The 11720-nt window shown below is 72.7% G+C and carries 11 protein-coding genes; 4 read left to right on the top strand and 7 right to left on the bottom strand.

The window, feature by feature from the left end; genetic code table 11:
* Nucleotides 1-50: 50 nt before the first annotated feature.
* Together DV20_RS06585 and DV20_RS06580 are read right to left on the bottom strand one after the other, a co-directional pair.
* Nucleotides 51-899, bottom strand: a complete 849-nt coding sequence (locus DV20_RS06585; protein WP_043777300.1) for a cytochrome c oxidase assembly protein — start codon at nucleotides 897-899, stop codon at nucleotides 51-53.
* 1 nt (nucleotide 900) lies between these two features.
* Nucleotides 901-1827: an undecaprenyl-diphosphate phosphatase gene (locus tag DV20_RS06580; RefSeq protein ID WP_043777298.1), complete on the bottom strand. Its 927-nt coding sequence runs from the start codon at nucleotides 1825-1827 to the stop codon at nucleotides 901-903.
* 422 nt (nucleotides 1828-2249) lie between these two features.
* Here DV20_RS06580 and pip point away from each other — a divergent pair, with 422 nt between their 5' ends.
* The gene (pip, locus tag DV20_RS06575; RefSeq protein ID WP_043777296.1) at nucleotides 2250-3194 is read left to right on the top strand and encodes a prolyl aminopeptidase; all 945 of its coding nucleotides are present in this window, start codon (nucleotides 2250-2252) and stop codon (nucleotides 3192-3194) included.
* A 32-nt stretch (nucleotides 3195-3226) separates the two neighbouring features.
* Here pip and DV20_RS06570 read toward each other — a convergent pair whose 3' ends face one another.
* Both DV20_RS06570 and DV20_RS06565 read right to left on the bottom strand, forming a co-directional pair.
* The gene (locus DV20_RS06570; RefSeq protein ID WP_235190722.1) at nucleotides 3227-3571 is read right to left on the bottom strand and encodes a hypothetical protein; all 345 of its coding nucleotides are present in this window, start codon (nucleotides 3569-3571) and stop codon (nucleotides 3227-3229) included.
* Nucleotides 3572-3605: 34 nt separating this feature from the next.
* Entirely contained in the window at nucleotides 3606-5057 is a 1452-nt protein-coding gene (locus DV20_RS06565; RefSeq protein ID WP_043777293.1) for a PucR family transcriptional regulator, read from the bottom strand.
* Between the two features lie 100 nt (nucleotides 5058-5157).
* Here DV20_RS06565 and gabT point away from each other — a divergent pair, with 100 nt between their 5' ends.
* Together gabT and DV20_RS06555 are read left to right on the top strand one after the other, a co-directional pair.
* Nucleotides 5158-6513, top strand: coding sequence for a 4-aminobutyrate--2-oxoglutarate transaminase (gabT, locus tag DV20_RS06560; RefSeq protein WP_043777291.1), 1356 nt, complete (start codon nucleotides 5158-5160; stop codon nucleotides 6511-6513).
* Nucleotides 6510-7937 carry an aldehyde dehydrogenase family protein gene (locus DV20_RS06555; protein WP_043777290.1) on the top strand — a complete coding sequence of 476 codons (1428 nt, stop codon included), beginning with the start codon at nucleotides 6510-6512 and terminating at the stop codon, nucleotides 7935-7937. Before gabT ends, DV20_RS06555 begins: the two co-directional genes overlap by 4 nt.
* Here the strand turns inward: DV20_RS06555 and DV20_RS06550 are convergent.
* Entirely contained in the window at nucleotides 7909-8685 is a 777-nt protein-coding gene (locus DV20_RS06550) for a helical backbone metal receptor (RefSeq protein ID WP_043777289.1), read from the bottom strand. The genes DV20_RS06555 and DV20_RS06550 overlap by 29 nt on opposite strands.
* Nucleotides 8682-10088 carry an RNB domain-containing ribonuclease gene (locus DV20_RS06545; protein ID WP_043777287.1) on the bottom strand — a complete coding sequence of 469 codons (1407 nt, stop codon included), beginning with the start codon at nucleotides 10086-10088 and terminating at the stop codon, nucleotides 8682-8684. Before DV20_RS06545 ends, DV20_RS06550 begins: the two co-directional genes overlap by 4 nt.
* A gap of 130 nt (nucleotides 10089-10218) precedes the next feature.
* On the opposite strand from DV20_RS06545, the gene DV20_RS06540 reads away from it, so the two are divergent.
* Entirely contained in the window at nucleotides 10219-11163 is a 945-nt protein-coding gene (locus DV20_RS06540; protein WP_043777285.1) for an ATP-binding protein, read from the top strand.
* Here DV20_RS06540 and DV20_RS06535 read toward each other — a convergent pair.
* The gene (locus DV20_RS06535) at nucleotides 11160-11342 is read right to left on the bottom strand and encodes a hypothetical protein (RefSeq protein ID WP_043777283.1); all 183 of its coding nucleotides are present in this window, start codon (nucleotides 11340-11342) and stop codon (nucleotides 11160-11162) included. The two genes, DV20_RS06540 and DV20_RS06535, sit on opposite strands and share 4 nt — an antisense overlap.
* Nucleotides 11343-11720 lie beyond the last annotated feature (378 nt).

Here is an 11720-nt window from a genome sequence, read left to right as displayed (position 1 = left end):
CCGAGCGGCACTTTCACGTGAAAGTGCCGCTCGGGGGGTCGAGGGCGGGGTCATCGGCGGCGGAACCGTTCGGCGAGGGCCGGGTCGGACTCCCACCAGAGCGCCGACGCCGGCGCTTCGTCCAGCTGGGTGTCGATCTGCTTCGCACGCCGTTCGTCGTCGCGGGCCCAGCGCACGAACAACGCGACGACGAACGGCAGGCCGGCGACGTCGCCGCCGATCCACAGCACGCCCGCGCCGATGATCTGGTCGGTGCGCGGGTCCGGGCCCCGGCCCGGGTGCGCGGCCGCGTAGTGCGCCGGGGCGAGCAGCGGGCCGAGCCACAGCACCAGGCCGAGGGCGCCGTCGAAGATCACCTCGGTGAACGCGATCCACACCGACACCAGGTGCGGGTCCGCCCGCGGCGTCGGGTCGAGGCCCAGGCGCGTCCAGAAATAGCCGAACCCCGCGCCGGTCAGCACTACCCGGACGAGGCCGTCCACCAGCGAAGAGCGCAGCGTGAGGTCGTAGAGCGGGGTCAGGTACAGCACCAGCACCGGCGCGACCAGCACGACGGTGACGACCGGCGGGAACGTCAGCGCCCGCGCCACCCGACCGCGGCCGTGGCGGCGCAGCCACCGGGCCGGGACCGTGTCCAGGAGCAGCCGGATGGGCGCGCCCAGGGCGAGCAGCAGCGGCGTGATCATCAGCAGCGTGACCGTCTGCACCGCGCGGACCCAGAAGAACGTCGTGTCGTAGACCGCCAGCGGTGAGCAGGTGACGACGACGATCGTCGCGAGCCCGGCCAGGAACGCCGTCGTGCGGCCCGGTGGCCAGCCGCGGTGGCGGGCCGCGCGGACGTAGAGCGTGCCCGAGACGAGCACGCCGAGGACCGCCGGAGCGTCGAACGTGAGCGGCACGTCAGACCGCGAAGAAGAGCAGGCTGCCGATTCCGGCGACCACGCAGTAAATGGCGAACGGGGTCAGAGTACGCGTTTCGAAGTATCCGGTGAGGAATCGGACAGAAATGTACGAAGCGACGCCGGCGATGACGCTGCCGACGAGCGCGGGACCGAGCGAAGCCTGGTTTTCCGGAGCGAACAGCGTCGGCATCTTGAGCACGCCCGCGGCGAGGATCACCGGCGTCGCGAGCAGGAAGGCGAACCGGGCCGCGTCCTCGTGACCCAGCCCGCGGCGCAGGCCGGCGACCATCGTGATGCCCGAGCGGCTGATGCCCGGCAGCAGCGCGAGGATCTGCGCCGCGCCGATCAGCACCGCCTCGCCGGCGCGCAGCTTCGCCAGCCGGACGTCGGTCGCCTCTTCGACCGAAACCGCCCGCATGACCAGGGTGTCCTCCGCCGAAAGGTCCACAGTGTCCGCTTCTTCCGCCGGCTTGCGCCGGGAGAACTTCTCGGCGGCGTAGAGGACACCGCCGTTGAGGGCCAGGAAGATCGCCGACGGCACCGGCTTGCCGAGGACGTCGCGCAGCAGGCTTTCCAGCAGCAGGCCGGCCAGCCCGACCGGGATGGTGGCGAGCACCAGCAGCCAGGCGAGCCGCTGGTCGGGGGTGCGGACCTCACGGTGGCGCAGCGACGTCCACAGCCCGCCGATGATCCGCACCCAGTCCTTGCGGAAGAACAGGACCAGCGCGAGCGCGGTGGCCACGTGCATCGCCACCAGCACCGCGAGGTACGGCGAATCCTTCCCGATGCTCAGGTCGCGCTGCCACGAGCCGCCGAGCCAGGCGGGCAGCAGGATGCTGTGGCCGAGACTGGACACCGGAAACAATTCCGACACCCCTTGCAAAGCTCCGACGACAATCGCCTCGAGATAGGTCACCGCGGACATTCCGTACCTCTTTTTCGAAGACCCGCCGGAAATTCCGAGACCGAAAGTACCGGCCCGTTCGCAAGCGGCGGGCAAGGGGGACGCGCTCGCTCAGCGTCCGCACAGCTGGCGTTCACATCCATGAACATCAGTCATGTTCTTGACTGGTGTTCGGCTTGTGGCTTAGCGTTTAGCCCGTCGCCGCCACGACGAAGCATCGAACCTCGACGAGGAGGACGGGAATGCGTGTGCGGATCACCGGCCGCCGTGACCACCCCGGCGGCAGTTCACTCCCCGTTCCTCCCCGCGGCGGCTGACCCCCGGACCGGGGACCCGCTCAGCCCGGCGGCGGGGGCGGGTCCCCACCTTTTCCCGGCCGTCGTCCCGGCACCCGGCGGCGGGGTGTCGGGGCGGCGGCCGGGGTCCTACGGCACAGTGACGGCATGGACGAGCTCTACCCGCCGATCGCCGCGCGTGCCGAAGGATTCCTCGAAGTCGGTGCCGGGCACCGGATCCGGTGCCAGGAGGCGGGCAACCCGGCCGGGAAGCCGGTCGTGGTGCTGCACGGCGGCCCCGGCGGCGGGATCGCGCCGATGGCCCGGCGGCACTTCGACCCCGCGGCCTACCGGATCGTCCTGTTCGACCAGCGCGGCTCGGGGCAGTCGACGCCGGACGCGGGCGACCTCACCGCGAACACGCTGTGGCACCTGGTCGCCGACATGGAACTGCTGCGCGAACGGCTCGGCATCGAGCGCTGGCAGCTCTTCGGCGGCTCCTGGGGCGCGACCCTCGCGCTCGCCTACGCCGAAACGCACCCTTCGCGCGTCAGCGAAATCATCCTGCGGGGCGTGTTCACCGTGCGGCAGAGCGAGCTGAACTGGATCTACCGCGGCGGCGCGGCGAACCTGTTCCCGCACGAGTGGGAGGCCTTCCTCGCCCCGCTCCCGGCGTCCCTCCGGGAGGACCCGCTGGCCGGGTACGCGGTGTTGCTCGACGACCCGGCCGAGGAGGTCCGCCACCGCGCGGCGATCGCGTGGAGCACCTGGGAAGGCGCGACGGTCTCGGTGCGGCCGCAGGAGTCGTTCGTCCGCCAGTACGCCGACCCGGCGTTCGCGCTGCCGTTCGCCCGGCTCGCGGTCCACTACTTCCGCCACGGCGCCTGGCTCGACGACGGGCAGCTGATCCGCGACGCGGGCAAGCTCGCGGGCATCCCCGGCGTGCTCGTCCAGGGCCGCTACGACACGGTGTGCCCGCCGATCACGGCGTACCAGCTGCACCAGGCCTGGCCGGGGTCGGAGCTGAAGCTGCTCGAGGGCGCCGGCCACGCGGTGACCGACCCGGGCATGCTCGCGGCTCTCCGCGCGGCGACGGACTCGTTCCGCGAGTAGCGGCTTCTCCAGCTACTCCCCGATCACGTGGCTCAAGGACCACCCAGCAGCGCGTAGCCCACGAAGCAGTCCGGGCCGTCCCGCACGAGAAGGGTCAACGGAGGTTCCTCGGGCACCGGCCGGGTGGTGAACACGGGGTGCGCCGCCCCGAACAACGTGCCCACCTCGCCGACCTGGGTCAGGGCCTGCTCGTCGCCGCCGACGCAAGTGGCGGCGCCGCGGTAGTCGCGGCCGGCGTGGTGGATGCGGGACGGGAGCCCGCCGTCGCCCGGCAGGGCGTACCCGAAGTGGTCGGCGGTCCACGGCAGGAACGCCGCCCCGCCCGCCGCCAGGAGCACGACGACGAGCGCCACCACAGCCACCCGTTTGCCGGTCATGAACCCAGGACGCCCGGCACGGCTCCGGCGTTGCTCAGGTCTGCAGCGCCACCCACAGCTCCGCGCGGACACCCGGTGAGTCCAGGTCGCGGCCCAGCAGCTCCTGCGCCTTGGTGATCCGGTTCCGCAGCGTGTGCCGGTGGACTCCGAGGCGTGCCGCGGCGACGTCCCAGTGGCCGTGGTGCTCCAGCCAGCAGCGCAGCGACTCGACCAGGTCGCCGCGGCCGGTTTCGTCGTGGTGGCGCAGCGGGGCCAGGAGACCGCCGGCAAACGCTTGCGCCACCGCCGGATCGATCAGGGACAGCAACCCGCGGCCGGTGTGCTCGGCCGCCGAGATGAGGAGCTTGTCCTCGGCCTCCGCCGCCTGGGCCGCCAGTTCCGCCTGCTCGAACCCGGCCGCGAAATCGCGCGCGGCGACCGGACCCGCCACCCCGCCGTGCAGGCCGCCGATCCGCAGCGCCGCCTCGGCGGCCGGCTCGGCCACGCTCGCCGGCCCGAAGACGACCACCGACGCACCGGACCGCGCCGCGAACAGCTCGCCGTCGAGCGCCCCGAGCAGCTTGCGCCGGGCCGCGGGCGAGCCGCGGAACACCAGTACCGACCACGGCGACTCCGGCGGCCGCGCGCCCGTCGCGGTCAGCACGCGCAGTGCCAGCTCGGCCTGGCCGCCCACGAGCAGCTCCACCAGCCCGGTCCGCAGCGCCTCCCGCGCCGCCGCCTGCGCGCGATCCTGTTCCAGGGCCAGCGAAAGCACCGAGACCGCGGTGTTGACGATGTGCCGTCCTGCGGTGTCGAGCGGTTCCGGAGTCCCGACCGTGAGCACGCGCCGGGCACCGGTGTCGAGCGTTTGCAGCACCACCTCGTCGTCCCCCAGCGACACCACCCGCGTGCCGGTCTGAAGCCGCTCCAGCTCTTCGCGCAACGAAGCACCGTACGCACGTGCGCTCGCCGGAGCGGCTTCGGTGACGGTTGTGCGGTCGAAGAGCAGCACCCAGCCGTCGACCAGCTTCGCCAGCTTGCGCAGCACCCCCGCCGGGCCACCCTTGCCGACCGCGGTGCGGGTCAGCTCCTGCTGGGCGTGGCCGATGCGGACCGTCGTCGCGTACTCGTCGGCCGCGACCGCGCGCGAGACCGCGCGGGTGATGGCGATGAACGGCGTTTTCCGCGGCACCTCCAGCACCGGCAGCCCCACCTCGGCCGCCGTCGCCACGAGCGAGTGCGGGACGGACTCGTGGCTCAGCCCGATGCCGAAGCCGAGCCCGGCGACCCCGGCGGCCACGAGACGGCGGACGTAGGCCGGTGCCGTCTCCTCGTCCAGCGCCAGGCCGGTGGTGAGCAGCAGCTCGCCGCCCTCGAGGAAGGCCTGCGGGTCGGTCAGCTCCGTCGGGTGGACCCAGCCGATCGGGCGGTCCAAGCCGGCTTCGCCGGTCAGCACCCGCAGCCCGAGCGGGCGCTCGGCGGCCAGCCCCGCCAGCGTGAGTGCCATAACGGCCAATCGTACGCGCCGATCTGTCCAGAACGGCCAGCTGACGACGCCCGGTCCGGCCCGCATCCTGAGGACGTCCACCGACTTCCAGGAGCCCGCCGTGACCGCAAGCACCCAAGCCGGGCCGCAGGCCCCGGCGCCCCGCCAGCGCAGGCTGCAGACCGAGATCCCCGGCCCGCTCTCGCGGGAACTGCACCAGCGCCGTCTCGGCGCCGTCGCCGCCGGGGTCAGCTCGGTGCTGCCCGTCTACGTCACCTCCGCCAGCGGCGGCCTGCTCACCGACGCCGACGGCAACGTGCTCATCGACCTCGGCTCCGGCATCGCGGTGACCAACGTCGGGCACTCCGCGCCGGCGGTGGTCGACCGCGTCCGCAAGCAGGCGTGCTGGTTCACCCACACCTGTTTCATGGTCACGCCGTACGAGGGGTACGTCGAGGTCTGCGAAGCACTGGCCGAGCTGACGCCGGGCGACCACGCGAAGAAGTCGGTGCTGTTCAACTCCGGTGCCGAAGCCGTCGAGAACGCCGTGAAGATCGCGCGCGCCGCGACCGGGCGCCAGGCCGTCGTCGTGTTCGACCACGCCTACCACGGCCGCACCAACCTGACGATGGGCATGACCGCGAAGTCCGTGCCCTACAAGCACGGCTTCGGCCCGTTCGCGCCCGAGATCTACCGCGTGCCGGGCTCGTACCCGTTCCGCGACGGCCTGTCCGGCCCCGAAGCCGCGGCGCTGGCCATCGACCGGATCGAAAAGCAGATCGGCGGCGACCAGGTGGCCGCGGTGGTGCTGGAGCCGATCCAGGGCGAGGGCGGCTTCATCGAGCCCGCGCGCGGCTTCCTGGCCGCGATCGCGGCCTGGTGCCGCGAAAACGGCGTCGTGTACGTCGCCGACGAGGTCCAGACCGGCTTCTGCCGCACCGGTTCGTGGTTCGCGTCCACCGACGAGGACGTGGTGCCGGACCTGATCGCGACGGCCAAGGGCATCGCGGGCGGCCTGCCGCTGTCCGCCGTCACCGGCCGCGCCGCCCTGCTGGACGCGGTCCCGCCGGGCGGCCTCGGCGGGACGTACGGCGGCAACCCGATCGCGTGCGCCGCGGCGCTCGGCTCGATCGAGACGATGAAGTCCGAGGACCTCGCCGCGTCGGCGCGGCGCGTCGAAGGCGTCGTGCTGCCCCGGCTGCGGGCGCTGGCCGACGAAACCGGCGTCATCGGCGACGTCCGCGGGCGCGGCGCGATGCTCGCCGCGGAGTTCGTCAAGCCCGGTTCGGCGGAGCCGGACCCCGACCTCACCAAGCGCGTCGCGGCCGCGTGTCACCGGGCCGGCGTGGTGGTGCTGACCTGCGGCACCTACGGCAACGTCGTCCGGCTGCTGCCGCCGCTGTCGCTGGCCGACGACCTGCTCGACGAGGGCCTCTCGGTGCTCGAGTACGCCGTCCGGACGGAGGTCCGCGCGTGACGTTCCCGTTCTGGGTCGCCGGGAAGCCGGTCACCGCCGGTGCGACCGCTCCCGTCCAGCACCCTTACGACGGTTCTCCGGCCGGGTCCCACTTCGTGCCTTCGCCGTCGGACCTCGATGCCGCGGTGCAGGCCGCGGCCGACGTCGCCGACGAGTTCGCGACGCTGCCCGCGCACGTCCGCGCCGGCGCGTTGGACCACGTGTCCCGTTCGCTGGGTGAGCGGTCCGAAGAGTTCGCGGCGCTGATCACGGCGGAGTCGGGCAAGCCGCTGAAGTGGGCGCGCGGCGAGGTCGGGCGCGCGGTGTCGACGTTCCGCTGGGCCGCCGAGGAGGCCCGCCGGTTCTCGGGCGAGCTGCAGCGGCTCGACACGGACCCGGGCGGCACCGGCCGGCTGGCGCTGGTCCGGCGGGTGCCGCGCGGCCCGGTGCTGGGCATCACGCCGTTCAACTTCCCGCTGAACCTGGTGGCGCACAAGGTGGCCCCGGCGATCGCGGTGGGCGCGCCGATCGTGCTCAAACCCGCACCGGCGACGCCGTTGACGGCGTTGCTGCTCGGCGAAATCCTGGCCGGCGCCGATCTGCCGCCGGGCTCGTGGTCGATCCTGCCGGTGGACAACGAAATGTCGTCGAAGCTCGTCGAGGACCCGCGGCTGCCGGTGGTGTCGTTCACCGGCTCGGTCCCGGTGGGCTGGGCGATCCGCGACCGCGTCCCGCGCAAGCACGTGGCCTTGGAGCTGGGCGGCAACGCGGCGGTGCTGGTCTGTCCGGATTGGACGGACCTGGACTACGCCGCCCAGCGGATCGCGACGTTCGCGATGTACCAGGCGGGACAGTCGTGCATTTCGGTGCAGCGGGTGTACGCGCACGACTCGGTTTTCGACGCGTTGGCTTCGAAGGTGGTTTCGCAGGTGCACGCGTTGCGGACCGGCGACCCGCGCGCCGACGGTGTCGATGTCGGGCCGCTGATCAACGTCGACGCCGCTTCGCGGGTGTCGTCGTGGATCTCGTCGGCGGTGTCCGCGGGTGGCCGGCTGTTGACCGGTGGTTCGCAGTCGGGCGCGACGGTGGAGCCGACGGTGCTGGCGGACGTCCCCGAAGACGTGTCGGTGATGGCCGAGGAGGTGTTCGGGCCGGTGGTTTCCCTGGTCCGGGTGTCGTCGGTGGCCGACGGCGTTGCCCGCGTCAACGCGTCGAAGTTCGGCTTGCAGGCGGGGGTGTTCACCCGGGATGTCCCGACGGCGTTCGAGGTGTCGGCGGCTCTTCGCGTGGGTGGGGTGATCGTCGGTGACGTGCCGAGCTTCCGCGCGGACCAGATGCCCTACGGCGGGGTGAAGGATTCGGGCGTCGGTCGAGAGGGCCCGGCGGCGGCGATGGCGGACTTCACGGAGGAGCGGGTCACGGTCCTGACGGGATTGACGCTGTAAGAGCGGCGTGGGCCTCGACCAGCGAAGGCCCGTACCAGGTGAGGTGACGGCCCGAGACCAGGACGTACCGCGCGTCCGGGAAGTGGTCCGGGCCGTCCTCCTCGGTGAACAGGTACGGCTCGTCCGGCAGCACCAGCAGGTCGGCGTCCGCCGCGAAGTGCGCCCGCAGCTCCTCCACGTCCGGGCGCGGGTAGCGCTCCTCCGACGTCGCGTACACGTTCGCCACGCCGACGCGGCGCAGGACGTCACCCGCGAACGTGTCGCGGCCCAGGACGATCCACGGCTTGCGCCACACCGGGATCACCGCGTGGAAGCGCACCGGCCGGACCTCGCGCCAGGCTTCCTCCGCCGCCACCAGCCACTCCGGCTCGTCCAGCTCGTACGCCTGCGTCAGGATCCGCCGCAGCGAGCCCAGCGCCGCCGGCACGGACGCCGCCGCGGCCATCACCCACACCGGGATTCCGTTGGCGCGCAGGCGTTCCGCGTCCTCCTGGCGGTTCTCCTCCGCGTTGGCCAGCACCAGGTCCGGCGCCAGGTCGAGCACCCGGTCCAGCTTCGGGTACTTCGAACCGCCGACGCGGGGGACGTCCAAGCCGGCCGGGTGCGTGCAGTAGTCCGTGGCGCCGGCGAGCCGTCCCGGCGCGCTGACCTCGACCGCTTCGGTCAGCGACGGCACGAGCGACACCACTCGCGAAGGCGGTCCCGTCAGCGGGACCGGCTCCCCGAGGTCGTCGACGAGGTACGTCATGCGCGTTCGAACGACACCTTCCGCTTCTCGACGTCGACCGCGGTCAGCCGGACCGCGATCCGCTCGCCCGCGGTCAGCCGCTCCCCCGCGCACTTCGCCATCACCGTCGGGTCCTCGACCACGATCTCCGCCTTGTTCTCGTCCGCGCGCAGCACCACCGCGCTGAACTCGCCACCGATGTGCTCGGCCAGCACCCAGGCCTCGACCTGGTCGATGCACGCGCGCTCGACCTTCGCGGCGAGCGCGTCCGACGCCATCATGCGGTCCGGGACGTCCGCGAGCGCCGCGCGCACCCACTCCGGCACCTCGCGGCCGGCCGAGACGGCGAGGCAGATCTCCGTGGCGAACCGGTCGACCAGCCGCCGGATCGGGGCCGTGACGTGCGCGTACGCGCCGCCGATGCCCGCGTGCGTCGTCAACGCCGGCAACTCGCCGTCGAACGCGGTGTAGCCGGCGCCGCGCAGCAGCCGCGTTGTGTCGGCGTAGAGCGCCATCGACGCCGGCTGCCCCGGGTCCAGTTTGGACAGGAACTCCGAAACCGTCGTTTCGGGCGCCCACGCGATGCCCAGCGCTTCGGCCGAGCGACGCAGCCAGTCGACGGCCTCCGGCTCCGGGTCGGGCAGCGTCCGCAGCACGCCGATCCGCGCGTCGATCATGATCCGCGCCGCGGCCATCCCGGTGAGCAGCGAGATTTCGGCGTTCCAGGCGTCGACGGCGGTGCGCGGCCGGCGGGCGAGCACCCAGCCGCCGTCGGGATCACCGGTGATCTCCTGCTCCGGCAGCTGCAGCTCGACGGCGCCGCGCCGGACGGCCAGCTCGCGCCGCCGCCGTCCGAGCTCGGGCAGCGCGGCCACCGACGGGTGCGGGTTGCCGGCCTCGAGCGCGGCCTGCACCGTCTCGTAGTCGAACTGCTCGGTGGACCGGACCAGCGCGCGGCGGACCCGGGTGGCCGTCGGCTCGCCGGCGTCGTCGGTCTCGATGGTCCAGAGCACCGCGGGCCGGACCTCGCCGGGCAGCAGGCTCGCGGCGCCTTCGGACAGCACCGGCGGGTGCAGCGGGACGTTGCCGTCCGGCAGGTAGAGCGTCTGCCCGCGCCGGCGCGACTCGCGGTCGAGCGCGCCGCCGGGCGGGACGAACGCGGCGAGGTCGGCGATGGCGTAGTGCACGCGGAAGCCGTGCGCGGTCTTTTCGATGACCATCGCCTGGTCGAGGTCCTTGGCGCCGGGCGGGTCGATGGTGACCAGCGGCAGTTCGGTGGCGTCCTCCCGGGGGCCGGCGCCGGCCAGCGGATCGAGGACCGCCGCCTCCGCCTCGGCCAGCACGTCGGGCCCGAACGACTCCGGCAGCGAAAACTCGGCACGCAGGGGGCCGAAGTCCCCGCCCGCCGAGTGTGTCCTGATCACGAGGGGAGGCACCCCCCAACCCTAACCCGCGCCGGGCCCGGAGATCGCCCGATCGGGCGCGGGCCGGTCGGGTGTACGTTGCCGGAGTAGTAATGAAAACCGTCATCGTTACCAGAAGGGGGCCCCGACCGTGAAGATCGCGTTCGTCGGCAAGGGCGGCAGCGGCAAGACCACGCTGTCGTCGCTGTTCGTGGCGTACCTCGCCGACGCCGGCCTGCCGGTGCTCGCCATCGACGCCGACATCAACCAGCACCTCGCGGTGGCGCTCGGCGCGACCGAGGAGGAAGCGCTCGCCTGGCCGACGCTGGGCGACCACATGGCGTTGATCAAGGACTACCTGCGCGGCGACAACCCGCGGATCCCGGACGCGGCGTCGATGATCAAGACGACCCCGCCGGGACGCGGCTCGCGGCTGGTCCGGCCGTTCGAGGACAACCCGGTCTTCGCGGCTTGCTTCCGCCGGCTGGGTGGCGTGCGCCTGGGCGTCACCGGCCAGTTCGACGAGGACGACCTCGGTGTGAAGTGCTACCACTCGAAGGTGGGGGCGGCGGAGCTGCTGCTCAACCACATGGTCGACGTCGAGGGCGAATACGTCGTGATGGACATGACGGCGGGGGCGGACGCGTTCGCTTCGGGGCTGTTCACCCGGTTCGACGTGACGTTCCTGGTGTGCGAGCCGACGGTCCGCAGCGTGGGCGTGTACCGCCAGTACGCGGACTACGCCCGCGACTTCGGCGTCCGGCTCGTGGTGGTGGGCAACAAGGTGACGGACGCGGAGGACGTCGAGTTCCTGCAGGACCAGGTCGGCCCGGCGCTGCTGGGCTGGCTGTCGGCGTCCGGTCACGTCCGGGCGGCGGAGCGCGGACGGGCCCGCCCGATCGCCGAGCTCGAGCCGGTCAACCTTTCGACGCTGAACACGATGCGCGAGGCGGTCGACGCGGAGCAGCGCGACTGGGCGCGCTACCAGCGCCAGGCGGTCGAGTTCCACCTGCGCAACGCGGCGGCGTGGGCCGGCGCCGACCTCGCCGCGCAGGTGGACCCGGAGTTCGTGCTCAGCCCGCGCTTGACGGTCTAGTCGTCTTCGGCATCGGCCCGCCTGGTGCGCTCCCGGGCGATCTCGAGGGCGCGCCGGGCGGTGGCCTCGTCCGGGTAGGGTCCGAGCAGATCGATGCCGCGGCTGCGTTCGAGGTGCTCGACCTGGTGGGTGCGGGTGTTGTAGTACCACCCCTGGTCCGGGTTCGGGTCTTTGGACATGGTCCTAGGTTCGCACCCCCGGGCCGGGCTGTCAGCGCTTGTACCGGTAAGGGATCTCGGTCGGCTGCCCGGTGGGGCCGAAGTCCGGCGGATCTTCGGGTGTTTTGTTCTCGGTGAACTCGTCGAACCAGCCCCGCGGCGTGCCACGGGGCGGGGTGGCGGGTTCTTGGTCTTGGTCTTGCTCTTGTCTGGACGGCTGCGGGAGCGGGGTGTTCCGCCCGGGGAAGACCGGACGGGCACTCGGCGCCGAAGGCGGAACGGGCGGCATGGTCCCGGGCCCGGGGAAGACGGGGCGGGCGGGCGCGGCATGCCGGGCGGGGAACGGCTGGGGGGTGGATTCCGGGCCGGGGAAGACCGGCTTGGGGCGTGCCGGCGGGG

It is taken from the genome of Amycolatopsis rifamycinica (genome assembly GCF_000695625.1).
Taxonomy (GTDB): domain Bacteria; phylum Actinomycetota; class Actinomycetes; order Mycobacteriales; family Pseudonocardiaceae; genus Amycolatopsis; species Amycolatopsis rifamycinica.
Note: the sequence above shows the minus strand (reverse complement) of the source record. Positions and strands in the feature narration are given on the sequence as shown.